The organism is Lachnoanaerobaculum umeaense (assembly GCF_003589745.1).
GTDB classification, from domain to species: domain Bacteria; phylum Bacillota; class Clostridia; order Lachnospirales; family Lachnospiraceae; genus Lachnoanaerobaculum; species Lachnoanaerobaculum umeaense.
This window is the reverse complement of the sequence record NZ_CP032364.1, coordinates 335,014-359,246: the sequence shown is the minus strand read 5'-3', so window position 1 is coordinate 359,246 and position 24,233 is coordinate 335,014. Positions and strand designations below refer to the sequence as shown.

Sequence of the window (24,233 nt, the reverse complement as noted above, 5' to 3'; positions counted from 1 at the left end):
TCTATCTCCAAAAATCTCTGTTCATGCTGCATTTCTTTATTAGGCTCTTTGGCAATTTTTTAAAGTTCTTGCCCATCAAAAAACCTGCATATTTGCAACCACTTATGTATATAAGCCTGATTGCACTGATATACGAGTGTGTAGACAGTAGATATTTCAAGGTCTGCAATACCATCTTCTTACCTTCACTCTCGCTTTTTATATTATTAAAAATATCAGGATTGCTGCTCTGTGAAACTCCTATATCAAAGTTTCTCATAAACTGCTTCTTCCCACTGTAGTTATGAGAATGTATTACCTTTGCCCATGCTTCATATTTTATAAAATAACCATGCTCTATAAGCTTATATGCGAAAAGCATATCCTCGTTCAATATTTCTCCCGTATCAAATCTGCCCAAAGCATCAAAAGTCTCTCTTTCATAGGCTGCACATACATTTGAAGCAAAATATGTCTTTATTCCCAAAGTTTCTTTTTCATTAAATGATTTTATCATAGACTCTACAGGGTAGTTAAACTCTCTTGTGAATTTTTCTATCTTATTTGCACTTTTATCCGGCACCTGTCTCGCATATGTCATTTTGATAGATTTATCCATACCTCTGAGCAAATATTCAACAGTTTTCTTATCAAAACATACCGCATCCTGAGTCATGCATATAAAATACTCAGACTTTGATTTTGACACTCCAAGATTTCTGGTGGCTCCATGGTCAAACTCCTCTTTCTCTATATGCTCCAAACAAAACTCTGTAGTACTGTTTTCAAAAAGTCTATTAAGCTTATCTTCAACACCGCTTTTATCCCACAGATCTTTACCGGTATTTATAATAATAATTTTACCAATCTTCACAGTCTGAGCCAGAAGTCTTTTTACCGATATCAAAAATCTTTTATCCGGCTTGTATGTAGGTATTATAACATCTACTAAATTCATTTTTTAACCTTTCTAAGTCCAAAAATCACTGCTACAAGGAAAAATACAGTTAATAATGACATTGTTATCATATACGCAAGAGCTGCTCCATTCATTGCAAAGTTTCTTACCATAAAATCACTGATAAAATATGCAAATATAGCTCCTACAACATATATTAAAAATATAATTCCGGTCATTTCAAAAATCACAAGGCAATAGTATCCCAAATTCACTATGGCATAAAGTCCTCCACCAAGTATTACCAAAACCAATGCCTTTTTATATGGCTCCAATACATTTCCAACATCGCCAAGTGCAAACTTAAGTACCGGAATACCTAAAGTATATGCCATAAGCATTCCAAATAAAGTGGCTACAAATATAAATACTGTGATTTTTGATATGGTGGATAGAAAGTTCTTTTTATTACCCATCTTATAGAGTAATGAAAGCTTTGTAAGTATAGGTCTTATTATAAACCCTGCCATAAGATTTATTATAGAGGTAGGTATAAATATAATACTAAAATAGCTGTTAAACTCTCCGCCAAGTCTAAAATTTACAGCATACTTTGCTGCTGCAAAAATATATAGGTCTATAAAAGCTCCTAAAAAGAGCCATTTACTCTTATGTATCAGTGATATATAGGAGGCCTTTTTTATAACTATATCCGGTTTTAATTTCATCAATGGCAGTATATCAAAAATTACTGCTGCAATCACTATACTTGGCAATAATACCAAAGAGCTAAGCTTCAAATCCCTTGAAACTACCAAAGCGACCAGAAATATGCCTACACAAAATATTGTCCTAAAAAGTGTTGCTTTTCCTGTTATATCCAGTCTGTCCTGTCTTTGCATCTCTGACTCAAATACATCACAGAACCCGTCAAGAATCTTATAAAGTGACAATATCATATATACTTCAAATACATATCTGTCCTTTGCAATAAAAAGTACATATATAAATCCTGCCAAAATTGCAATAAATGAAGTTATAGCCCTTAATCTTAAATAATCTCCAAATGTATATTCATTTGCAATATCTGTAACCTGTATAGGTCGCATTCCAAAGTATGAAACTATATAAAGCTGTTGACCCAAAGTGGAAAATCCGAAGAAAAATATTCCTCCCGCATATGCTCCTGCAAGTTTTGTTACCGCCACACCCAGCAACATGCTTGTAATAGCATATACCAAACTGCCAAGCATATTCCAAAAATACGCACTTCTTTCTTTTTTATCCATAATATATCCAAATCTACTTTAATTCTACTAAGGTTATTTCCTTTGCAAAAAGACCATATTTTTTTACTGATAAATCATTTAGCTTTTCATTATTACAAAGTCTTATAATAGCTTCCAGCTCATTTACACCGGCACTATGAGTAAAAGGATAGCCTCCCCCAAATCTGGCATTCATATCTATTATATAGGCTTTTTCTCCCGATATAAGTATGTCCATATCCAGGTTTCCTATATGTTTCAGATCTTCACCTATTTTTCTACCAATATCATTCAAAGCATTGTTTTCAACCACTTTTGCAATATCAGTTTCACCTGATCTCATTGCAAGCTTTTTCTTTACAGTGGTGGTTATATACTTTCCATCCAGATTATTAAATATATCCAGTCCGAATTCCTCACCCTTGATTTTTTCCTGTATAAGTATTGCCCTATTGATATCAGCCTTTGATTCAAATTTTAAATATGACTTTTGAATACTTCTTTTTGCTTTTTCATAGAGAACTTCCAATTCTCTTTTATTTTCAGCTTCAAAGATACTTAAAGATCCCATACCCCATCTAGGCTTTAATATATATGTATTGTTCTCAAAATCAGCTTCCTCTAATGCTTCAGCTAAATCTATACAAGTCTTTGGTACCGGCATATTTATCTTCTCAAGATATTTTAACATTTCAAATTTATCATTACAAATATTTATAATATTTTCCTTTGAAACAATTACCTTTACACCCAAAGCTTCAAATCCCCCTTTATTCTTTGCAAGTATCATAAGGTCTATGTCAAAAAGAGAAATCAATATATCTATCTTTTCTTTTTTGCATATATCCATCAAAAAAGGTATATATTCTTCATCATATATAAGCGGCGACTCAAATGCCTTATCTGCCATACTCATAGCTGTAGTATTCATATCTGAATTTGTCGCTATGATACTTCCTTTTAATCCGAGAGCTTTATATACATCTCTCAGATAATCAATTATATATGCTCTCCTACCCACACTGGTCAAAAGTATATTCATAATTTTCCCCTAATTGTTTTGATAATAAACTATCCGAACCTACTTATTATCATTCTCATATTTTCATTTTTAGAAACTACAGCCAAGGCTATATAAATAATTACTCCTAGTACTATCTGTATAAGCAAACTTATAGCTCCTATGCCAATATACTTGCCGGCTATATAAATAATAACTCCCATACATATGGCAGGTGCAAAGTTTGCCAGGGCATCCATACTCTGTTCTCTAAGTTTATAATCCAACAGTCCTACATTTGGATAAGCATTTATAAATGCACATATCAAATCTGAAAAAGCTTTTAATCCTATAAATATAAATACATTATATCTTATGCCTATAATCAAAACAGCCACACCAAGGAGTTTCTTTACTATCTCAAGTTTTAAAAAAATATCACTTCTACCCATTGCATTTAGGGCCTGTAGATTGGATATATGTATAGGCCAGAACACATATGAAAAACACATCATCTGCAAAAAAGGAATAGCAAATGACCACTTCTCACCTAATAAAAGCAGTATAAGATTGTCACTGACTGCTGCCAATCCGCACATCATAGGTGCTACTACAAATGTAGACAGTTTTATGGAAGACTGCAAAAGCTTTTTAATATCCTCCTTACTGTCTTGCTTCTTTGACATTACCGGTAAAAGCACTGACTGTATAGCAGAGGACAGATTTGTCACCACAAGCTTTGGAAACTGTTCACCTCTGTTGAAAGCACCCAGCATTTCCTCACTGTACGCCTTTCCAATAATCAATCCATGTATATTTGTAAAAATGGTATCCAGCAAAGAAGCTATCAGAAGCTTTGAACCAAATGCAAACATAGTTCTAAGTCTTTCCATGCTGAAACTCAGTTTTGGAAAATATTTGATTCCTATACCTAGTATTATAAGCAAAGCAAAATAATATACTATTTGTTGAAATGCCAATGCCCACACCTTCATTCCACTGATTGCCATAAACACACTTATACCACCTGAAATGATAGATGCTAGAAATGTTGCTATAAACAGCATTTTAAATTTCATGTTTCTGGCAACATAGGAATTCTGTACCGAAATAATACTTCCCGGTATTATGATAATACCCATTACTCTAAGTATCATCACAAGTTCAGATCTATTATATATACCGGCTATTACCGGTGATATTAAAAACAATAAAAAATATATTAAGATAGACAAAAACGCATTAAAAATAAGTACAGATGAAAAGTCTAAATCATCTGCATTCTGCTTTTGAATAAGTGCTGATGAGAAGCCGTTCTGAACCAACACATTGGCTATTGTCGTAAAAATCAAAACTATTGCAACTATTCCATACTCTGAAGGACTAAGAAGTCTTGCAAGTAGTATAGATACTATAAATTGAACTCCCTGTGAACCGCCATTTTCAAGTATTTTCCAAAAAAGAGATGTTGTAATCTCACTTCTATTTTTTTTATTCATTAGATATTCAGCATCTCTCCTATTGTAAGTATTTTTGAACTTTTAAAAAATGAATATTTCAAGATATCTCTTATCTTTGATATCCTGTTTTTAGATTTCATATTTGCAAATGCATTTAAGTATTTGTGTGCATAATATGTATCAGCCAACCTGCTTTTCCCAAGTTCATTCTTATATAATAATAAAAACTCCTCTACTTGTGCAAACATACAGTCGTAATTTTCTCTTATCCTTTGTTTGTTTCTCTTTCTTATATTGTGAAGTTCAAGCGGATTCTTTGCACCAAGTTCATTGCTTTCGTGTTGGCGATATTTTACCAAGCACTCATTAAGATATCCCACCTTACCGAATGTAAAGGCGACCATTCCAAGCCACCAGTCGTGCATAAAAGAAACTTTAGGCCTTTTGTATATATCAAGCAATGCCTTATTTATTATCACCGTATTTCCTGTGATATTGTTTTCAACCAAATACCTTGAAAAACTTTCTTTAGTGCTTATTGTATAAAGGTATTTTGACTCTTTTTTTGCATACTTTATGGCTTCTCTCATACCTGTAAGCTCGGACATTTTTTTATTTTTTGAATTCAGGTTTTCATCCACTATCTCCAAATCCGAATGCACAAGTATCGGTGTTTCTTTGCCATACCTTCTTTCAAGCCTTTGTACAGCCTTCAAGCTTTTTTTGAGTCTGTCACTTTGCCAAAAGTCATCCTGATCGCAGAGTGCAATATATTCGGCATCAGCCATATCAAGCAGATTGTAAAAATTTTCCTTTGCACTGTGCGTATTGCTTTGAATAACATTTATTTGTTCGCCTAATACACACTCATAACTTCTTAGTATTTCAAGGGTATAATCGCTGGAATTATCGTCACTTGCAAGTATACTGTAGTCCGTAAAGCTTTGACTTATTATGCTTTCTATCTGCTCAGGCAAAAATCTTTCACCGTTAAAGGTCGCAAGTAAAATTTCTATCATACGCATTCCTACATTAACCCGAAAATAATCACTTCCAGCCTTACAAATGCAAAGAAAACTTTTGCAAATATCTGTTGAAGCAAATTTATCTTCAGATAATTTTTATAAAAATACATAGTTGACTCTTCTCTAATCTTCTGGCGTGAATACAGGCTCTTCAAACTCTTTTTGATACTGGCAGAATGTATGTGCTTATACTTATATCCCGTAACTACTACTGTTTTTTTGCCTATATCAGCCATCTTTTTTGAAAGAAGATCCTCTTCACCATAGAGAAACATATTTTCATCATAGCCACTGACCCTTAAAAAGTCTTCTACTCTCACCATCAAAAGTGCTCCAAGTACTGCACCTACTTTTCTTATCTTAGCATTATAAAAATTTCTGTCATAATGAAGTGCTTTTGTAAATAGTCTTCTGCAAATTGGACCATTCTCAACCAAAGAATGCATAAAATCTCTCATAGGCCAGCATGATGCTCCTTTTAGCACATTTTCTCTGCTACCATAGACATCATTAGTTTCTACAAGTGGTGCACATATCGAAATATTGTAATTCTTTACCATTACAGATTTTACAACTTTAATAACTCTTTCTTCAAAATCAGTATCAGGATTTGCTATCAAAGCTAAATCCATACCCAGCTTCTTCGCTACAAATATGCCAACATTATTGCCTGCTCCATAGCCCTTGTTTTCTTGATTCTCAACAAAAAAGATCTTATCCCTTTTCTCACAAAAGCTTTTTAGTCTTATCTTTGAATCATCATTTGATGCATTGTCCACTACTATCACTTTATCGAATACAGAATAATCCGCAACATTTCCAAGAATCTTTAATGTATTGTCTGCATCATTATAATTTAATACTACTAAGGCTAACTTCATCTTTTCTCCTTATTTTCTTTCAGAATGCTTCTTATATGCTTTATCTATATAGTACTCAGATATTTTTTTTCTGATCTTCGGACAAATAACTGTAATTATATTCATCATATGATATACAAGCATATATAATCTCTTTCCTGTTTCATTTGGAACATCTCTAAAAGGAGTCTTTTCCTTAAAGTAATCATATGCTCTTTTATATGGATTAAAGCTGCCTATGATCCAAGGTCTCTCATCTCCTGCAAAATGCAGTACCACCGGTCGTCTCTTTGCCTCTTTCAAATCTTCCTTTGTATATGAAAGACTTGCTCCATATACTCTAACAAATGTATTGTATGAGAAATATTTATAATTAGAAAAGAAATTGTATTTTGGAGGTAGTTTCTTTGTTTTCCATCTTAGTACACCATTTATAGCATCCTGCTCACCAAATAGACTCTTATCCCAGATACTTTTACTATAGCTTATAATTCTTTCACCTAAATTATTGTCTCTCCACTTTTTCAAATCTATCAACAAAAGTCCCGCATTCACATAAGAAGCCTCATAATCAAGCCTGATTTCATATCTGACTCTTTCAAGTACTGTAGGTTCCTCTACAGCAGCAATTATATTTTCTTCAAGCTCTGTATTATATAAGCCTTTTATTGAATGCAATATGACAATATCACAATCCAAATAAAGAACTCTATCTACATCTTTTGGCAAAAGCTCTCCTACAAGTAATCTTCCCATCTTACTTATATCAAATGTAGAGTCCTGTATACCGATATCAAAATACTTTGATGTATCATTTAACTCTATTATTTCTATACTTCTGTCAAATTTTTTTGCTATACTTTTGAACTTGCCTAAAGAGTCTTCACCAATTCCTGTGGAAATGATGAAGACTCTAATATCTTTCTCATATCTATTTCTCTCATATAGCGAATATAAGCTGACACCCAGGTGTACTGCAAATTTTTCATTTGCTATATAAACTATATTCATACTTACCTCATTATTATTAGCACAAAGGAATACCCACTAAAATACGTGAGTATTCCATTATATTTCTTTAATAGAACAATCTATTTATTGCAGAAAATAAAGCTCTAATAGATGATCTTGTGATATTTCCCGAAATGCCCACTCCATAAGTGGTCTTTCCACTTTCTACATCAAGCATATGGATGTATGAAGCAGCCTTCGCATTTGAACCTGATGTAAGGGCATGCTCATTGTAATCAAGAACTTTAATACCCTTACCAACCACATTTTCAAGACCTCTCTTAACTGCATCAATAGGACCATTTCCAGTGCTTTCAAATACTCTCTCTTCTCCTTCAAGAGTGTATGTAACCTTAACATATGTAGAAAAATCTCCATCTTCATCAGCATCTGTAATGACACATTTTTTGAAATGTAGAGGCTCTTTCTTCTCAATATAATTCTTTTCAAATTCCTTGTAGATTTCTTCAGGTGAAACCTCTCCCTGTGATTCTGAAATCTTTTGGATAATATCTGCAAATTCCTTATGCATACCCTTTGGCAATTTAAAGCCGTAGAATGTATCCATAACAAATGCAACACCGCCCTTTCCGGACTGTGAATTTATTCTTACTACAGGCTCATACTCACGACCGATATCAGCCGGATCTATGGGCAGATATGGAACTTCCCAGTATGGGTTGTTTCTCTGTCTCATAGCTTGAACGCCCTTGTTAATAGCATCTTGATGAGAACCTGAAAAAGCTGTAAATACAAGCTTACCTGCATATGGATGTCTCGGGTCGATGCTCATCTTTGTAGTTCTCTCATATACATCTATGATTTCTTTAATATTGCTGATATTAAGATTCGGATCAATACCCTGTGAAAACATATTGTAGGCAATATTAAGTATATCCACATTTCCTGTTCTCTCACCGTTTCCAAAAAGTGTACCCTCCATTCTGTCAGCTCCTGCCAAAAGCGCAAGCTCCGCAACAGCTGTACCTGTACCTCTGTCATTATGAGGATGTGTGGAAAGTATAATCGCCTCTCTGTTTTTTAGGTGTGTACTCATCCACTCTATTCTGTCTGCAAATACATTAGGTGTTGTCATCTCAACAGTGTTCGGAAGATTGATTATTATCTTCTTATCTTTTGTAGCGCCCCATGCATCTACAACGGCGTCACATACATCAAGTGCAAAATCAAGTTCTGTTCCCATAAAGCTCTCCGGTGAATATTCCAATATAATTTCACCTTCATGGTCTTTCATATACTTCTTTACAAGATCCACACCTTCAAGTGCAATATTTTTTATTCCTTCTCTATCAAGAGCGTATACTACATCTCTTTGTAATGTATCAGTGGAATTATATATATGCATTATACATTTTTTAATTCCCTTTATAGCTTCAAAACTTCTTTTTATAAGATGCTCTCTACACTGGCAAAGTATCTGTACTACAACATCATCCGGTATAAGTTTTCTGTCCACAAGCTGACGAAGGAAGTCAAATTCTATCTGGGATGCTGCCGGAAAACCTATCTCTATTTCCTTAAAGCCCAACTTTACAAGCAGATTAAACATCTCTATCTTTTCTTCTACCACCATTGGCTCGACCAATGCCTGATTGCCGTCTCTTAGGTCTGATGAACACCATATAGGTGCTTTCTCTATTTGCTTATTCGGCCATGTTCTCTCTTTAAAATCCACTACAGGATTTCTCTTATATCTTTCAATATGATACATTTAATCTCTCCTCTTTCCTAATCTAAGTTTAAGCTTTGTCCCATTCTCTGATTTTTGTCCCCCTATATTAAAAGTCCTTCTTTTTCCATAACTTTTATTACTTCATCTGTATATTTTTCGCATTCTTCCATGCTCTTTGCTTCTACCATTACTCTGATAAGAGGCTCGGTACCGCTTGGACGAAGAAGTATTCTTCCATCATCACCCAAAGCTTTGCTCACAGCCTCTACCGCCTCTAGTACCGCCTTGTTTTCTCCTGCAATTTGCTTGTCTACCACTTTTACATTTTTTAGAACCTGTGGGAAAATCTCTACTTCACTTGCAAGTTTTGATAGAGTCTGCTTGGTCTCAAGCATTACCTCCATAACCTTAAGTGATGTAAGTATTCCGTCACCTGTAGTTGCATGCTTTGCAAATATAATATGTCCTGACTGCTCACCACCTAGGCAATAACCGTTATTTTGCATATTTTCATATACATATTTATCACCTACAGCAGTCTTCTCATATTTGATATTCTCTCTATCAAACGCCTTGTATAGTCCGAAATTTGACATTATAGTGGTAACTACAGTGTCATTAAAAAGCTTGCTGTTTTCCTTCATATACTTTCCGCAAATATAAAGTATAAGATCACCGTCTACTACATTTCCGTTCTCATCAACACATAGACATCTATCAGCATCTCCATCATAGGCAAAACCTATATCACAGCCATTGTCAAGCACACATTTTTGTAGACTCTCTATATGTGTTGAACCGCATTCGGTATTGATATTTATGCCATCCGGATTGTTATGGATCACATATGTATCTGCTCCCAAAGCATCAAATACATTCTTTGCGATGCTTGACGCAGATCCATTTGCCAGGTCAAGTGCAACTTTCTTCCCCTTAAATGATCTTGTAGCTATGGAAATAAGGTATCCTATATATCTATTTCTACCTGCGGCATAGTCTATAGTTCTTCCAATATCTTCTTTTGTAGCAAAAGGAATAGCATCAGATGGTCCATCTATATACTCTTCAATCTTTTCTATAACCTCTTCTTCCAGCTTTTCACCTCTGCCATTAATAACCTTTATACCATTGTCATAGTACGGATTGTGGCTGGCTGAAATCATTATGCCACAGTCGAAATCATCACTTCTTACTACATAGGATACACTTGGTGTTGTAGTAACATGAAGTAAATATGTATCTGCACCTGATGCTGTAAGTCCTGCAACCAATGAATATTCAAACATATAGCTTGATCTTCTTGTATCCTTACCTATAACTATTCTACATTTTTTTCCATCTTTAGAGTAGAAGCTACCCAAAAATCTACCTACCTTATACGCATGCTCAACTGTCAGGTCTATATTTGCTTCTCCTCTAAATCCATCTGTACCAAAATATTTTCCCATTAACTATTCTCCAGTTCTGACAAATATCTCTTTAAAGCATCCTGCCACGCAGGTAAAAGTTCAAATCCATTCTTTGTCAGCTTTGATTTGTCCATTCTTGAATTGTGCGGTCTCTTAGCTTTGACAGGAAAAGCATCTGAGTCTACAGGTGTAACTGATACATCCAGCTTTGCTTGCTTAAATATTTCACATGCAAAATCATACCAGGAACAAAGTCCCTCATTTGTAGCATGGTATCTGCCATATTTATCTGTCAAAATCATATCTACCAAAAGTCTTGAAAGATCAGGTGTGTATGTAGGTGAACCTATCTGATCATTTACTACACTTACGGCACCTCTCTCCTTGCCAAGTCTTAACATTGTTTTAATGAAGTTATTTCCATGAAGACCAAATACCCAAGAAATTCTTACTATAAAATATTTTTCCAGTAATTCCTCTACATAGAGCTCTCCCTTGTATTTTGCCATACCATATACATTGAGAGGTGCTCTCTTATCATCCGGCTCCCATGGTCTTTCTCCCTCTCCGTCAAAGACATAGTCGGTAGAAATATACATCATAGAAATGTCCAGTGACTTAGCTACCTTGGCTATATTCTTTGTACCCTCTGCATTTATCTTTGTAACCAGATCCTCATTGTCTTCTGCCGCATCTACAGCTGTATAAGCCGCACAGTGGATAATAGCATCAAGTTTTTCTTTACTGTTGATATTTTCTATTACTTCCTTTGTTGCTTTTGCATCCGTAATATCCAAATCTTCAATATCTATACCCACCGCATCTATTTTTCTATTTGTAAGCTCGGCAATAAGATCACTTCCCAGCTGACCTTTTGCACCTGTTACCAATACTCTCATTAAAGTCTTTCTCCATACATATTCTCAAAATACTTTGTGTATTCGCCACTTATTATATGCTCCCACCAGTCTTTATTGTTAAGATACCATTCAATAGTCTTTACAATACCTGTATCAAAGGTGTACTCCGGCTTCCAACCAAGCTCTGTTTCCATCTTTGTAGGATCTATAGCATATCTTCTGTCATGTCCCGGTCTGTCTGTTACAAACTTAATAAGACTCTCAGGCTTACCAAGTGCCTTAAGTATTGTCTTTACAACTTCAAGATTTGTTCTCTCATTGTGACCGCCGATATTGTATACTTCACCAACTCTACCCTTTCTTACCACAAGATCGATAGCCTTGCAGTGGTCTGTAACATATAGCCAGTCTCTTACATTATCACCCTTGCCATATACCGGAAGCTCTTCATCATTTAGTGCTCTGCTTATAATAAGTGGAATAAGCTTCTCAGGGAAGTGGTATGGTCCGTAGTTATTTGAACATCTTGACACAGTAACAGGAAGTCCATATGTTCTATGATATGCAAGTACAAAAAGATCTGCACTTGCCTTTGATGATGAATATGGGCTTGATGTATGTAATGGTGTCTCTTCTGTAAAGAATAGATCAGGTCTGTCAAGTGGCAAATCTCCATATACCTCATCTGTTGATACCTGATGATATCTTTTAATTCCATACTTTCTACAAGCATCTAAAAGAGTTGTAGTTCCCATAACATTTGTTCTTACAAAGCTCTCAGGGTCTGTTATTGATCTGTCTACATGACTTTCTGCTGCAAAGTTGATTACTATATCCGGCTTCTCCTCTTCAAACAGCTTGAAAATAAAATCTCTGTCCGCTATATCACCCTTTACAAATTTGTAATTAGGTGCGTTTTCCACCGGCTTTAAAGTCTCTAGATTTCCTGCATATGTAAGCAAGTCAAGATTTATAATCATATCCTCCGGATACTGATTTACCATATAGTGAACAAAATTTCCGCCTATAAAGCCGGCACCGCCTGTAACAATAATTTTCATACTAACCTCATTTATTTTTATTTAAAATCCCGTTCTAGCTTATGATCTCACAGGATTTTCCTTTAATGCAAATTATCTATATACTTTCCATCATATACATCTTTCAGATATTTACCATACTGATTTTTCTTAAATATTTCATAAGCTTTCAAGAGTTCTTCGTCACTTATCCAGCCATTTAAGTATGCAATTTCTTCCAAACATGCTATCTTTCTATGCTGATGTGTTTCAATGGTATATACAAAATTTGTAGCCTCTACAAGGCTCTCATGTGTTCCGGTATCCAGCCATGTAAATCCTTTTCCAAGAAGCTTTACATCAAGCTCTCCCTTTTCAAGATAGATTCTATTAAGATCTGTGATTTCAAGCTCTCCTCTGGCAGAAGGCTTTAGATTCTTGGCATATTCTACTACATCATTATCATAGAAATAGAGTCCTGTAACACAGTAATTACTCTTTGGCTTTTGTGGTTTCTCCTCTATAGAAATAGCCTTACCATTTTTGTCAAATTCTACGATTCCAAATCTTTCCGGATCATCCACATAGTAGCCGAATACTGTGGCACCCTTTGCCTTTGAAGCTGCTGATTTCAAATGATTTTTAAGTCCATGTCCATGGAAAATATTATCGCCAAGTATCATTGCCACCGGATCATTACCTATAAACTCTTCACCAATTATGAATGCCTGTGCCAATCCATCCGGACTTGGTTGAACGGCATACTCTAAGTTAAGCCCAAATTGTGTACCGTCTCCAAGCAATTCTTTAAACCTAGGGGTATCCTCCGGTGTGGAAATTATAAGTATTTCTCTGATACCGGCCTCCATCAATACAGAAATCGGATAATAAATCATCGGCTTGTCATAAATAGGTAGCAACTGTTTTGATGTGACTTTAGTAAGCGGATATAATCTTGTGCCGCTACCACCTGCTAATATAATACCCTTCATCATTTTTCCTCACTTTCGATAGGGCTTTTTCAATCTCAAACCCTCTACTTTCAATAACTTTAATAATACCATAATTTGACAAAACTGTGAAGAAATAAAAAAGGACTGTATATATTATCTTCCTTTTTAAGAAAATATACATACAATCCTCGTAATTTATTTATTTCCTGCTACATCCAGACGAACCAATGCTCTTCTAAGTGCAAGCTCTGCTCTAGCTATATCTATGCCATCTTTTTGCTCAAGTCTTCTCTTGGCTCTTTCCGCAGCCTCTTTGGCTCTGACAACATCTATCTCATCACCATACTCACATGAATCTGCAAGTATGATAACCTTATCCTGTAATATTTCAGAAAAGCCTGAGTGAAGAGCACAGATTTTTTCACTGCCGTCCTCACAATGTATAGTCAGCTTACCCGGTGCTATTACATTCACCATAGGGATATGCTTGGCATATATACCGACATTTCCCTGTGTTGTTGTAAACTCGACCATAGTAGCATCCCCCTCAAAAAAAACATGATCAGGACACATTATTTTTAATGCAAACTTGTCCATAATACCTCCTATTTAGAGGCACGCTCTACAACCTCGTCGATAGTTCCTGCATTTAGGAAATATTGCTCAGGTATATCGTCATGCTTTCCTTCAAGAATTTCTCTAAATCCTCTAATAGTCTCTGATAGAGGTACATATTTTCCGTCAATTCCTGTAAACTGTGTTGCCACGAAGAATGGCTGTGAAAGGAATCTCTGAATCTTTCTTGCTCTTGCTACAGTAAGCTTATCGTCTTCTGAAAGCTCATCCATACCAAGCATAGCAATAATGTCTTGTAACTCTTTATACTTTTGCAATACCTCTTGTACTCTTTGTGCCACCTGATAATGCTCTTCTCCCACTATATGAGGTGAAAGTATTCTTGAAGTAGAACCTAGAGGATCTACTGCAGGATAAATACCCATCTCCACTATAGAACGGTCAAGAACTGTAGTAGCATCTAGGTGAGCAAATGTATTTGCAGGAGCCGGGTCAGTAAGGTCATCCGCAGGCACATATACAGCCTGAACAGATGTGATAGAACCATTCTTTGTAGAAGTGATTCTCTCCTGCAGCGCACCCATCTCTGTTTGAAGTGTAGGCTGATAACCTACCGCAGAAGGCATACGTCCAAGAAGTGCTGAAACCTCTGAACCTGCCTGTGTAAATCTAAAGATATTATCAATGAAAAGAAGAACATCCTTTCCACCCTGATCTCTAAAATACTCTGCCATTGTAAGACCTGTAAGTCCTACTCTCATTCTCGCACCTGGTGGTTCATTCATCTGACCGAATACCATGGTTGTCTTATTAATAACTCCTGAATCAGTCATTTCATGGTATAAGTCATTTCCCTCTCTGGTTCTCTCACCTACACCTGTAAATACTGAATATCCACCATGCTCTGTTGCGATATTTCTAATAAGCTCCTGAATAAGTACAGTCTTTCCTACTCCAGCACCACCAAAGAGTCCTATCTTTCCACCCTTTTGGTATGGACACAGAAGATCTACTACCTTTATTCCGGTCTCAAGAATCTCAGTCTGAGTAGACTGCTCCTCAAAACTTGGAGCTTTTCTATGTATAGGAAGATACTCATCCACCTTTGGGGGTTCCTTCTTATCAATCGCTTCTCCAAGTACGTTGAAAATTCTACCTAAAGTGTTTTCGCCAACAGGAACAGAAATAGGTGCCCCTGTTGCTCTTGCTTCCATTCCACGAACAAGTCCATCTGTACTTCCCATGGCAATGGTTCTTACTATATCATCTCCCAGATGCTGTGCAACTTCTACAGTGAGAACTCCGTCCGCTGTATCTATCTTTATTGCCTCATTGATCTGTGGCAAGTGACCTCTGGAAAACTTAATATCCAAAACAGCACCGATAATCTGGGTTATTTTGCCAATATTTGGCTCTGCCATCAACTTTTCTCCTTCCTCTTCTTCATCCGTTTCCGATCGTTATTCTATGGCGTTAGCTCCGGCCACAATTTCTGTAAGCTCTTGAGTGATTGCACCCTGGCGAGCTCTATTGTACTGTAAGCCAAGCTTATCTATAAGTTCTTCTGCATTTGATGTTGCAGAATCCATAGCGGTCATTCTGGCACCGTTTTCTGAAGCAACAGACTGCATCAGACCACCATAAATAACAGAAGAAATGTATTTTGGAATTATAGCATCCAATACTTCATCTTCATTGGGAGAATAATTCATAAGGGCTCTTGGTCCCTCACTTACCTCTGTCTCAGGCTGTAATAAATCTTCCTTACTTAGTGGAAGTAATTTTAAAAGTACAGGATCATGTACCACTGTATTCTTAAAATTAGTATATATCACATAAATCTCTGAGAGTTTTCCACTTTCATAATCATCAAGCATTACTTTGGTAATATCTGCCGCATCATTATATAGTGGCTCTTCCACAATCTCTGAAAAGTCTCCCTCTACTTCAAAGCCTTTATGTAAAAGTGCATCTCTACCCTTTTTACCCACTGAATATATGAGTGTATTTTTACTTTCAAATTCGTTTATTACCTGTCTGCTTACAGCATTGTTATAGCCTCCTGCAAGACCTCTATTTCCTGTAACGACTAATACACCTGTCTTTCCACCCTCGTTCTTTTTAAGATACTTATGAGTGATATTTTCACTTTTTTCAAGCATGGATGCTATAGTCTGATACATCATAGTAAAATATGGTTTCGAAGCTTCTGCTTTTGCTCTTGCTTTTTGAAGCTTAACTGTTGCTACAAGTTTCATGGCTTTGGTAATCTGAGCAGTGTTTTGTATCGCTGCACGCCTACGCTTAATTTCCTTCATTGAAGCCATAACACACCTGCACTATGCTTTCTTACATTCATTGATAACATCTGTAAGTTTTTTTGCTAAATCATCAGAAATTTCTTTTTTATCTCTTATCTCTGCAGCTATCTCAGGATGTTTGCTCTCTACAAACTTAAAGAGCTTCTCTTCAAATTCAAGTATCTTATCAGTAGGGACATCCAGTAAGAGCTTTCTTGTAGCAGCAAAGATAATAATTATCTGATACTCTACAGGCATTGGCTTGTAGTTTGGCTGCTTTAAGATCTCTCTGATTCTCTCGCCCTGTGCCAACTGATTCTTTGTAGCTTCATCAAGCTCTGAACCAAACTGTGCAAATGATGCAAGTTCTCTATACTGTGCAAGCTCCAATCTTATTGGTCCTGCAATCTTCTTCATAGCCTTAATCTGAGCAGAACCACCTACTCTTGATACTGAAAGTCCGGCATTTATGGCAGGTCTGAATCCCGCATTGAACATCTCTGTCTCAAGATAGATCTGACCGTCTGTAATAGAAATAACATTTGTAGGAATATACGCTGAAACGTCTCCCGCCTGAGTTTCTATTATAGGCAATGCGGTAAGTGAACCGCCACCAAGGTCTTCTGACAATCTTGAAGCTCTCTCAAGAAGTCTTGAGTGAAGATAGAATACATCACCCGGATAAGCCTCACGTCCCGGTGGTCTCTTAAGAAGAAGTGAAAGTGTACGATATGCGGCAGCATGTTTTGTAAGATCATCATATACTACCAATACATCCTCTCCTCTTTCCATCCATTCCTCACCTATAGCACAACCTGAGTAAGGTGCTATATATTGAAGCGGTGCAAGATCACTTGCAGTAGAAACTACTACTGTAGTATAGTCCATAGCACCATAATCCTCAAAAGTCTTTACAATTGATGCGACAGTAGAGGCCTTCTGCCCTATAGCAACATAGATACAATGAACATTCTGTCCTTTTTGATTGATTATAGTATCTACAGCAATAGAAGTCTTTCCTGTCTGTCTGTCACCGATTATAAGCTCTCTTTGTCCTCTTCCTATAGGAATCATAGCATCAATGGCCTTTATTCCTGTTTGAAGTGGTGTATCTACTGATTTTCTTTCGATAACACCATGTGCAACTCTCTCTATTCTTCTAAAGGTATCTGAAGTTATAGGTCCCTTTCCGTCGATTGGCTGTCCAAGCGCGTTTACAACTCTGCCTGTAAGTGCATCTCCTACAGGAACCTCTACAACTCTACCTGTGGTCTTTACTGTATCTCCCTCGCTGATATTCTTCTTATCACCAAGTAAAACAGCACCAACATTGTCCTCTTCCAAGTTAAGAACCATGCCGTAAACATCTCCCGGAAATTCCAAAAGCTCACCCTGCATAGCCTTAGCAAGACCATGTATTCTTGCAATACCGTCTGCTACCTGGATAACAGTACCCACATCTGATACCTCGAGTTTAGTTGAATACTTATTTATCTGCTCTTTTATAACTGAGCTGATTTCTTCAGGTCTTAGATTCACTAGACTCGTACCTCTTTTCTTTAAACTTTTTGCCGGTAATACGGCTTATGATAACATTTTTCTCATCTTATCAATTCTTGTTTTTACACTTGAATCCACAACTCTATCACCAATTCTAATGACAATACCACCTATGATACTCTCATCTACCACATATTCCGCTTCGAGAGATTTATAATGTGATGACTTCAAAAGCTCATCCACTATTTTATCTTTCTTTGCATCATCTAGCGGCAATGCGGTGGTAATAGTTGCCTTTCCGATAAGAAGAAGCTCCTTTATACAATCTATAACATACTCAAGTATAGATAAAAGTTCAGCCTGTCTCTTCTTTTCGATTATAGTTAATAAAAATCCCAATGAATCAACACTGATATGATTCTCAAATATTCCCTTTACAAAATCAATTTTTTCTTCATCATCCATCTTAGGTGAATCAAGAAGTCCCATGATTTCATTGTTTTCAGTAAAAATATTCTTTACAGATTTTATTTCTTCAAGTGCATCAATCAGATTGTTCTTTTCAGATACTACCGACACATAAGCATCTCCATATACTTTGGACACTAATTTTGCCATGTACCATCTCCGATTTCTTTTAAAGTCTCTTCCACAAGTCTATCCTGCACTTCAACATTCATTGCAGAATTTACTGCCTTGCTTGCAATAATCGAAGCCACATCCACTATATTTGATTTTACTTCTTCCATAGCTTTTTTCTTTGCCAACTCTATCTCGTTGTTAGCCCTGTCAGTAATTCTTCTAGCTTCTGCCTTTGCTTCTTCTATGATTTCGTTTTCTCTATCCTTTGCCCTTTTTCTGGCATCCTCTAAGATTGCATCAGCCTGCTTTTGAAAAGAGGCCAATCTTTCTTCGTATTCAGCCTTGAGAGCATCAGCTTTTGCCTTTGCATCTTTCGCACTTTCCAAGTCACCAGCAACTCGCTCTCTTCTTTTCTTGAGCATCTCCTTAGCCGGATCAAAAAGCAAATAGGAAAGAATAAAGAACAAGAAAAGGACCGCAAAGCCGGTAATGGCTGAATCAGCCAAAAGCTGAGGGTCAAATCCTATCAGTCTTTCCATAAAACCTCCAAATTAAGCACCGAAAGGCTTAACGAACATAAGAATCATAGCAACTACAAGTCCGTAAAGACCTGTTGTCTCTGCAACCGCCTGTCCAAGAAGCATTGTCGATGTGATATCTGCTCTTGCTCCCGGGTTTCTACCTACTGCTGCCGCACCATGTCCTGCCGCAATACCCTGTCCAACACCAGGTCCGATACCTGCTATCATTGCAAGTCCTGCACCTATAGCAGAGCAACCAAATATAAAATCCTGTCCTGTCATATTCATAAATAACCTCCAAAATATATGATATCAAGTGATACTCCTGCTCACTTAAATCCATGAAAATATTTTACTATTCAATGAACTATTCTAATTTATCATTGATATAGACCATGCTAAGCATACAGAAAACATATGTCTGTAGTGCTCCTGAAAATACATCTGTATATAGATGTAAGAATGATGGCACACCTACTTTTAAAAAGATCGGCATCATACCATACCAAAGCCCCATGATCAAAACACCTGAAAGCACGTTTGCAAAAAGACGCAATGATATAGATATCGGGTTTGCTATTTCACCAATAACATTTATTGGGAACAGCAATGGTATCGGCTCAAAGAGCGATGTGAAATGTTTTAATTTCCTGTTCTTTATACCCTGGAAATTTACTATTAAGAATGTAAAAAGTCCAAGTAAGAATGTCACACCATAATCCGCTGTAGGATTTCTAAGTCCAAGCAAACCACTGAAGTTTGAAACAAAAATAAAGATAAATATCGTTCCTATATAGTTTAAGAATCTATCCTTGTTTGCACCAAGTATAGTTTCAGTCATTCCCTCCAAAGCTTCGATACCGCATTCCAAGAAATTTACAAAGCCACTTGGGGCATTGTATGGATCTACTGCTTTTATTGCTCTATTTGCAAAAATGGCAAATACAGTAATCAATAAGACAACGATCAACAAGGAAACTGTAGTCGTAGTCAAATAAAGTTTCTGTCCAAAAAGCTTATACTCATATAGGCCATGTATCATGAAATCCAAATTTTTACTTCCGGCTGCACTTTCAGCTAAAATACTTAAGCTCATGTCTCCTCCTTTCTTTCTTTTTCAAATATTTTTTTAAACAGTGGATACATATATGCGCCCGATTTTAAACCAAAAACAGATATTACAATCGCAAGTGCATTTATGTATCTACTGTTCCAAAATATTGCAACAACAATAAATAGGGCCACCTTCCTAAGCAAAGAATGTATCATAATCTTTCTCTGTGCAAAAGAAGGACTACCACCATATAGACTATCTTCAGTGGATATACCCATATCAATAACCATGCCTATTACCAAAATAGTTCCTACCAGTATCCCCAGTTCCATTGAGTAGATTGAATATTTCATAAGCTTAGCAAAGGGGATAGATACCAAACTTAAAATAATCTCATAAAGTAAAACTCCCATGCCCATATATAGACAGGTTCTTTTTGTTTCCTTACTCATCCTTATTCTTAAAAATCCTACTTTCTCTTTTTGGCGATGCAAAACTATTTTCTTGTTCTTGTAGGTCGGCTTCTATTTTCTTTTTATCCATCTTTTTGATGGTATTCATAATCAATTTAAATCCGGACATGCATCCACTTATTACCCCAAGTATTATAAATATCAAAGTGAATGGAAATTCGAATCTTTGCTCCAACTTAATACCAATAAACGTACAGAGTAAAATCGGTGTAACCATAGTAAAACCCACCTGTGAAATTAATGACAAGTATCTTAGTGCTTCCATCTATTTCACCTCCTACTATACCCCAAAACTATAAAAACTTTCAATATCACATTTTATATTTTTCGATTTTATTATTATACCTATATAATCTTCTCTTGTCTATATTAGTGTTTTTAACTATATACATTATCTGAGAAAAATATTTAAAATAATATTTTAACAATATTCTTTGATATTATTATAATCCAGGCTCGAAAAGGCAATCACATTTTAAAATAATATAAAATGGTGTTCTTTAAATTGTAAATATTTGTTATAATATATGTGCTATTTTATTACCGATTAAAATGCTATAATAAATCACAATAGAGTTTTAGGGTATTTCCTTGCAACTCAAATAAAGTAAAAGGAGGATATATGAAACATACTATCAGAAAAATGTTGCTTACAGGTGCACTGAGTGGATTACTTTCACTTTCTACCATTTCAGCCATATATGCAGCCGGTTGGAAATCTGACAATGGAACCTGGACCTATATAGATGAAGATGGACAAACTCACAAAAGCTGGTTACAGTCTTCCAGTGGATATTACTATATGGATCTATCCAATGGCGTTATGACTACAGGTTGGAAAAAAATTGATTCAAAGTGGTACTACTTCAAGTCTAATGGTATTATGGCTACCGGATGGTTTAAGGTTGGTAACGAATGGTTCTACACTCTTAGTAATGGAAGCCTTGTGCAAGGAAGCTGGCTAAAGAGTGATTCAAACTATTACTACCTAAGAGGCTCTGGTGCTATGGCTACAGGCTGGAGACAAATGGATGGAGCATGGTATTATTTTAAACCTGATGGAAGAGCTGCTTTTGGTTGGACAAAAGTAGGGGACAAGACTTATTATTTCTCAGGCTCCGCTAAAATGTACACTTCATGGAATGAAATTGACGGTATTTACTACTATTTCAATGCTGACGGTTCTATGAAAACAGGCTGGATAAATGACGGCACCCACAAGTACTACATGGAAGAAGCTGAGGGTGAAAATCATGGTAAGATGAGCTTCGGTTTCAAAAAGATAGCAGGTACATCCTACTATTTTAATGAAAAAGGGCATATGATTACCGGTTGGGTAAAATTGAATGACAAGTATTATTACTTTGAATCAGACGGTAAGATGGTTGCAGGCAAATCTATAACTATAGAAGGCAAAGAATACACATTTGATGCAAATGGTGTATGTACAAATATTAGTGGCACTCCTAGCAGTGTCACTAATGCTATATCCGAAACAAAAAAAGCTGAGGGTAAAGAAGGCTCAAATGCTAAAGCTACTACAGAAACTTCCAAGGCTTCTACAGAAACTTCAGGCTCCGCAACTTTAGTTCCGGCACCCAGTGAAGACAAAAAAGAATCTACTCAGCCGACAGTTCCGGCTTCAACTGCAGGTGAACCTAAGAAAACAGATACTACTGAAGATCCTAAAACTAAGAATCCATCAGAAACAGTAAAAGCTAAGAGTCCTGCTGATGAAACTCAGAAAAATCCATCAAATGGTTCTTCAAGTAAGGACGAGGTGGGATTAAAACCCGGTGAAACATCCGGACCAAAATAGAGGTAAGAAATGTATTTAAACAAATTTGCAAAAACTGTTATGTCCTTGTCACTTGCTATATCTTTGCTCTCTCCCATGACTGCCTTTGCAGCAAATGAGTGGACTATGCAAAGCCCGGGTGTATATCAGATGCTTGACGGCTCATCACTTTCCGGAGTAGTTGCAAGAGGTATTGACCTGTCGCATTATCAGGGTGATGTAAACTGGGATAAAGTTGCTGCTGATGATGTGCAATTTATCATACATGGAACCAGATACAAAGGTAAAATAGATCCTGTTATAAGAAGAAATCTGACCGAAGCAAATAAAAGGGGTATAAAGCTTGGAATATATATATACTCCTATGCAATGAATGTCGAACAAGCTGATGCCGAGGCTGATTTTGTTTTAGATATAATAAAAGATTATCCGATTTCATATCCTGTAGCATTTGATGTTGAGGATATGAATACTCAAGGTAAGCTCTCAAAAGACGAACTTACTGCTATTATAAAGACTTTCTGCAATAAGGTTGAAGCTGCAGGATATTATCCGATACTTTATGCTAATGATTATTGGATTGCAAACAAGCTTGATATGAACGCACTTAAAAAATATGATATTTGGGTTGCCAGATATAATGTAAAGCATTCATATCCAAATCCTGTTATGTGGCAGGCTACCAGTACAGGAAGGGTAAATGGTATAAATGGCAATGTAGATATCGACTTCCAATACAAATCTTTTTCAGATAAAATTCCGGCTAATACATGGAGAACTATTGCCGGAAAGACATATTATTACAAAGACTACAATATGGTAAAAGATGCATGGATTCACGATGGTAACAATTCATACTACATGGATTCAAACGGTACTGCCAAGACTGGCTGGTTTACTGATAATAATGCCAGCTATTATCTGGATCCTTCAAAAAAAGGTGCTGCAAAAAAAGGCTGGTACAAAGAAAGTGATGCTTGGTACTATTTGGATAATAACGACGGAAAAATGCTTACAGGCTGGTTTACTGACAGCAGTAAAAAATACTACGCTGACAAAGACGGTAAAATGCAAACCGGTTGGCTTATAGAAGGAAAAGATAATTACTTCCTATATCCTTCAGGTATTATGGCTACCGGTTGGGTAAAGGATAACAATGTCTGGTATTTTATGGATAATGCCGGTAAAATGCAGACCGGATGGGTAGACTCCGGTAGTCAAAGATATTATATGGACAATACCGGTAAGATGCAGACCGGATGGACTGATATCGGCAATGCAAGATATTTCCTTTCACAATCAGGTGCCATGGCAAAGGGATGGCTCAGTGATAGTGGCAACTGGTATTATATGGACAATAACGGTAAGATGTTGACCGGTTGGGTAAATGACCGTGGTCTATTGTACTATATGGACAATACCGGTAAAATGCAAACCGGTTGGATCAATGATGGAAACAGCAAATATTTTATGACCGACTCAGGTGCTATGCAAACTGGTTGGTTAAAGAATGATAATGCATGGTATTATATCAATAAGTCCGGTTCTATATCTACCGGTTGGATCAATGATGGTGGTACTTGGTACTATATGGATAATTCCGGTAAAATGCAAACCGGATGGCTTGATCAAAACAATCAAAGATATTTCCTATCTCCGAGTGGTGCTATGAAAACCGGTTGGGTAAATGCCGACAACTCTTGGTACTATTTCAACACTTCCGGTTCTATGGCAAAAGGAATGGTAAATGTCGACAATATCTCCTACTATCTTGATGACAGCGGAAAAATGTTGGCAAATACAACAGTAAACGTAAATGGCACAGACTACAATATAGATTCCTCAGGTGCTATGACGCCTGTTGTTGCAGAAAACACTTCAACAACTGTGGAACCTACCTCAGCTACAGTCTCTACAAGAGCAAGTGTAGGTCCGGTTGCAAATTAAAATATCAAACTAAAAGCCACCCCAAACAGGAGTGGCTTTTTTGAAGC

General features: G+C 36.3%; 24 protein-coding genes. 2 read left to right on the top strand and 22 right to left on the bottom strand.

All coding sequences use genetic code 11. The features are described 5' to 3' along the window. Position 1: 1 nt before the first annotated feature. The 22 genes from D4A81_RS01455 to D4A81_RS01350 all read right to left on the bottom strand — a co-directional run bounded on the left by D4A81_RS01455 (position 2) and on the right by D4A81_RS01350 (position 20,706). Positions 2 to 937, bottom strand: coding sequence for a glycosyltransferase family 2 protein (locus D4A81_RS01455; RefSeq protein ID WP_111523882.1), 936 nt, complete (start codon positions 935 to 937; stop codon positions 2 to 4). After that, complete coding sequence (locus D4A81_RS01450) at positions 934 to 2,166, bottom strand: lipopolysaccharide biosynthesis protein (protein ID WP_111523881.1); 1,233 nt, start codon at positions 2,164 to 2,166, stop codon at positions 934 to 936. The genes D4A81_RS01455 and D4A81_RS01450 overlap by 4 nt, the downstream gene beginning before the upstream one ends. 13 nt (positions 2,167 to 2,179) lie before the next feature. Beyond that, a complete protein-coding gene (locus D4A81_RS01445) occupies positions 2,180 to 3,187 on the bottom strand; it encodes an ATP-grasp domain-containing protein (RefSeq protein ID WP_111523880.1) in 1,008 nt (335 codons plus the stop codon). A gap of 29 nt (positions 3,188 to 3,216) precedes the next feature. Next, positions 3,217 to 4,644, bottom strand: coding sequence for a lipopolysaccharide biosynthesis protein (locus D4A81_RS01440; RefSeq protein WP_111523879.1), 1,428 nt, complete (start codon positions 4,642 to 4,644; stop codon positions 3,217 to 3,219). After that, positions 4,644 to 5,624, bottom strand: a complete 981-nt coding sequence (locus D4A81_RS01435; RefSeq protein ID WP_111523878.1) for a glycosyltransferase family 2 protein — start codon at positions 5,622 to 5,624, stop codon at positions 4,644 to 4,646. The genes D4A81_RS01440 and D4A81_RS01435 overlap by 1 nt, the downstream gene beginning before the upstream one ends. Before the next feature lie 8 nt (positions 5,625 to 5,632). Beyond that, positions 5,633 to 6,511: a glycosyltransferase gene (locus D4A81_RS01430; RefSeq protein WP_111523877.1), complete on the bottom strand. Its 879-nt coding sequence runs from the start codon at positions 6,509 to 6,511 to the stop codon at positions 5,633 to 5,635. A 9-nt stretch (positions 6,512 to 6,520) separates the two neighbouring features. Next, entirely contained in the window at positions 6,521 to 7,501 is a 981-nt protein-coding gene (locus D4A81_RS01425) for a glycosyltransferase family 8 protein (protein WP_111523876.1), read from the bottom strand. 67 nt (positions 7,502 to 7,568) lie between these two features. Beyond that, positions 7,569 to 9,233, bottom strand: a complete 1,665-nt coding sequence (gene leuA, locus D4A81_RS01420; protein ID WP_111523875.1) for a 2-isopropylmalate synthase — start codon at positions 9,231 to 9,233, stop codon at positions 7,569 to 7,571. Positions 9,234 to 9,295: 62 nt separating this feature from the next. Beyond that, positions 9,296 to 10,642, bottom strand: coding sequence for a phosphoglucosamine mutase (gene glmM, locus D4A81_RS01415; protein ID WP_111523874.1), 1,347 nt, complete (start codon positions 10,640 to 10,642; stop codon positions 9,296 to 9,298). After that, on the bottom strand, positions 10,642 to 11,502 hold the full coding sequence (rfbD, locus tag D4A81_RS01410) for a dTDP-4-dehydrorhamnose reductase (protein ID WP_111523873.1): 861 nt from the start codon (positions 11,500 to 11,502) through the stop codon (positions 10,642 to 10,644). The genes glmM and rfbD overlap by 1 nt, the downstream gene beginning before the upstream one ends. Beyond that, positions 11,502 to 12,524, bottom strand: coding sequence for a dTDP-glucose 4,6-dehydratase (gene rfbB / locus D4A81_RS01405; RefSeq protein ID WP_111523872.1), 1,023 nt, complete (start codon positions 12,522 to 12,524; stop codon positions 11,502 to 11,504). The genes rfbD and rfbB overlap by 1 nt, the downstream gene beginning before the upstream one ends. 62 nt (positions 12,525 to 12,586) lie before the next feature. After that, on the bottom strand, positions 12,587 to 13,474 hold the full coding sequence (rfbA, locus tag D4A81_RS01400) for a glucose-1-phosphate thymidylyltransferase RfbA (protein ID WP_111523871.1): 888 nt from the start codon (positions 13,472 to 13,474) through the stop codon (positions 12,587 to 12,589). Between the two features lie 156 nt (positions 13,475 to 13,630). After that, on the bottom strand, positions 13,631 to 14,032 hold the full coding sequence (gene atpC, locus D4A81_RS01395; protein ID WP_111523870.1) for an ATP synthase F1 subunit epsilon: 402 nt from the start codon (positions 14,030 to 14,032) through the stop codon (positions 13,631 to 13,633). 8 nt (positions 14,033 to 14,040) lie between these two features. Further along, positions 14,041 to 15,432, bottom strand: a complete 1,392-nt coding sequence (gene atpD, locus D4A81_RS01390; RefSeq protein ID WP_111523869.1) for a F0F1 ATP synthase subunit beta — start codon at positions 15,430 to 15,432, stop codon at positions 14,041 to 14,043. 39 nt (positions 15,433 to 15,471) lie between these two features. Then, on the bottom strand, positions 15,472 to 16,338 hold the full coding sequence (gene atpG, locus D4A81_RS01385) for an ATP synthase F1 subunit gamma (RefSeq protein ID WP_111523868.1): 867 nt from the start codon (positions 16,336 to 16,338) through the stop codon (positions 15,472 to 15,474). 12 nt (positions 16,339 to 16,350) lie between these two features. After that, positions 16,351 to 17,850, bottom strand: a complete 1,500-nt coding sequence (gene atpA / locus D4A81_RS01380) for a F0F1 ATP synthase subunit alpha (RefSeq protein WP_111523867.1) — start codon at positions 17,848 to 17,850, stop codon at positions 16,351 to 16,353. Positions 17,851 to 17,895: 45 nt separating this feature from the next. After that, positions 17,896 to 18,429, bottom strand: coding sequence for an ATP synthase F1 subunit delta (gene atpH / locus D4A81_RS01375; RefSeq protein WP_111523866.1), 534 nt, complete (start codon positions 18,427 to 18,429; stop codon positions 17,896 to 17,898). Then, complete coding sequence (atpF, locus tag D4A81_RS01370; RefSeq protein WP_111523865.1) at positions 18,417 to 18,932, bottom strand: F0F1 ATP synthase subunit B; 516 nt, start codon at positions 18,930 to 18,932, stop codon at positions 18,417 to 18,419. Before atpF ends, atpH begins: the two co-directional genes overlap by 13 nt. A 12-nt stretch (positions 18,933 to 18,944) precedes the next feature. Further along, positions 18,945 to 19,202, bottom strand: a complete 258-nt coding sequence (atpE, locus tag D4A81_RS01365; RefSeq protein WP_007594440.1) for an ATP synthase F0 subunit C — start codon at positions 19,200 to 19,202, stop codon at positions 18,945 to 18,947. A gap of 79 nt (positions 19,203 to 19,281) precedes the next feature. After that, positions 19,282 to 20,010 carry a F0F1 ATP synthase subunit A gene (gene atpB / locus D4A81_RS01360; RefSeq protein ID WP_111523864.1) on the bottom strand — a complete coding sequence of 243 codons (729 nt, stop codon included), beginning with the start codon at positions 20,008 to 20,010 and terminating at the stop codon, positions 19,282 to 19,284. Next, on the bottom strand, positions 20,007 to 20,420 hold the full coding sequence (locus D4A81_RS01355) for a hypothetical protein (RefSeq protein WP_111523863.1): 414 nt from the start codon (positions 20,418 to 20,420) through the stop codon (positions 20,007 to 20,009). Before D4A81_RS01355 ends, atpB begins: the two co-directional genes overlap by 4 nt. Then, complete coding sequence (locus D4A81_RS01350; RefSeq protein WP_111523862.1) at positions 20,413 to 20,706, bottom strand: AtpZ/AtpI family protein; 294 nt, start codon at positions 20,704 to 20,706, stop codon at positions 20,413 to 20,415. The genes D4A81_RS01355 and D4A81_RS01350 overlap by 8 nt, the downstream gene beginning before the upstream one ends. A gap of 357 nt (positions 20,707 to 21,063) precedes the next feature. Here D4A81_RS01350 and D4A81_RS01345 point away from each other — a divergent pair, with 357 nt between their 5' ends. Together D4A81_RS01345 and D4A81_RS01340 are read left to right on the top strand one after the other, a co-directional pair. Next, complete coding sequence (locus D4A81_RS01345) at positions 21,064 to 22,260, top strand: cell wall-binding protein (RefSeq protein WP_111523861.1); 1,197 nt, start codon at positions 21,064 to 21,066, stop codon at positions 22,258 to 22,260. A gap of 9 nt (positions 22,261 to 22,269) precedes the next feature. Continuing rightward, positions 22,270 to 24,186: a GH25 family lysozyme gene (locus D4A81_RS01340; protein ID WP_111523860.1), complete on the top strand. Its 1,917-nt coding sequence runs from the start codon at positions 22,270 to 22,272 to the stop codon at positions 24,184 to 24,186. The last annotated feature ends 47 nt before the right edge of the window (positions 24,187 to 24,233 follow it).

Bases quoted from the DNA above. Each gene is read 5' to 3' on its own strand.
- D4A81_RS01455 (WP_111523882.1), bottom strand. From the start codon at position 937: ATGAATTTAGTAGATGTTATAATACCTACATACAAGCCGGATAAAAGA.
- D4A81_RS01450 (WP_111523881.1), bottom strand. From the start codon at position 2,166: ATGGATAAAAAAGAAAGAAGTGCGTATTTTTGGAATATGCTTGGCAGT.
- D4A81_RS01445 (WP_111523880.1), bottom strand. From the start codon at position 3,187: ATGAATATACTTTTGACCAGTGTGGGTAGGAGAGCATATATAATTGAT.
- D4A81_RS01440 (WP_111523879.1), bottom strand. From the start codon at position 4,644: ATGAATAAAAAAAATAGAAGTGAGATTACAACATCTCTTTTTTGGAAA.
- D4A81_RS01435 (WP_111523878.1), bottom strand. From the start codon at position 5,624: ATGATAGAAATTTTACTTGCGACCTTTAACGGTGAAAGATTTTTGCCT.
- D4A81_RS01430 (WP_111523877.1), bottom strand. From the start codon at position 6,511: ATGAAGTTAGCCTTAGTAGTATTAAATTATAATGATGCAGACAATACA.
- D4A81_RS01425 (WP_111523876.1), bottom strand. From the start codon at position 7,501: ATGAATATAGTTTATATAGCAAATGAAAAATTTGCAGTACACCTGGGT.
- leuA (WP_111523875.1), bottom strand. From the start codon at position 9,233: ATGTATCATATTGAAAGATATAAGAGAAATCCTGTAGTGGATTTTAAA.
- glmM (WP_111523874.1), bottom strand. From the start codon at position 10,642: ATGGGAAAATATTTTGGTACAGATGGATTTAGAGGAGAAGCAAATATA.
- rfbD (WP_111523873.1), bottom strand. From the start codon at position 11,502: ATGAGAGTATTGGTAACAGGTGCAAAAGGTCAGCTGGGAAGTGATCTT.
- rfbB (WP_111523872.1), bottom strand. From the start codon at position 12,524: ATGAAAATTATTGTTACAGGCGGTGCCGGCTTTATAGGCGGAAATTTT.
- rfbA (WP_111523871.1), bottom strand. From the start codon at position 13,474: ATGAAGGGTATTATATTAGCAGGTGGTAGCGGCACAAGATTATATCCG.
- atpC (WP_111523870.1), bottom strand. From the start codon at position 14,032: ATGGACAAGTTTGCATTAAAAATAATGTGTCCTGATCATGTTTTTTTT.
- atpD (WP_111523869.1), bottom strand. From the start codon at position 15,432: ATGGCAGAGCCAAATATTGGCAAAATAACCCAGATTATCGGTGCTGTT.
- atpG (WP_111523868.1), bottom strand. From the start codon at position 16,338: ATGGCTTCAATGAAGGAAATTAAGCGTAGGCGTGCAGCGATACAAAAC.
- atpH (WP_111523866.1), bottom strand. From the start codon at position 18,429: ATGGCAAAATTAGTGTCCAAAGTATATGGAGATGCTTATGTGTCGGTA.
- atpF (WP_111523865.1), bottom strand. From the start codon at position 18,932: ATGGAAAGACTGATAGGATTTGACCCTCAGCTTTTGGCTGATTCAGCC.
- atpE (WP_007594440.1), bottom strand. From the start codon at position 19,202: ATGAATATGACAGGACAGGATTTTATATTTGGTTGCTCTGCTATAGGT.
- atpB (WP_111523864.1), bottom strand. From the start codon at position 20,010: ATGAGCTTAAGTATTTTAGCTGAAAGTGCAGCCGGAAGTAAAAATTTG.
- D4A81_RS01355 (WP_111523863.1), bottom strand. From the start codon at position 20,420: ATGAGTAAGGAAACAAAAAGAACCTGTCTATATATGGGCATGGGAGTT.
- D4A81_RS01350 (WP_111523862.1), bottom strand. From the start codon at position 20,706: ATGGAAGCACTAAGATACTTGTCATTAATTTCACAGGTGGGTTTTACT.
- D4A81_RS01345 (WP_111523861.1), top strand. From the start codon at position 21,064: ATGAAACATACTATCAGAAAAATGTTGCTTACAGGTGCACTGAGTGGA.
- D4A81_RS01340 (WP_111523860.1), top strand. From the start codon at position 22,270: ATGTATTTAAACAAATTTGCAAAAACTGTTATGTCCTTGTCACTTGCT.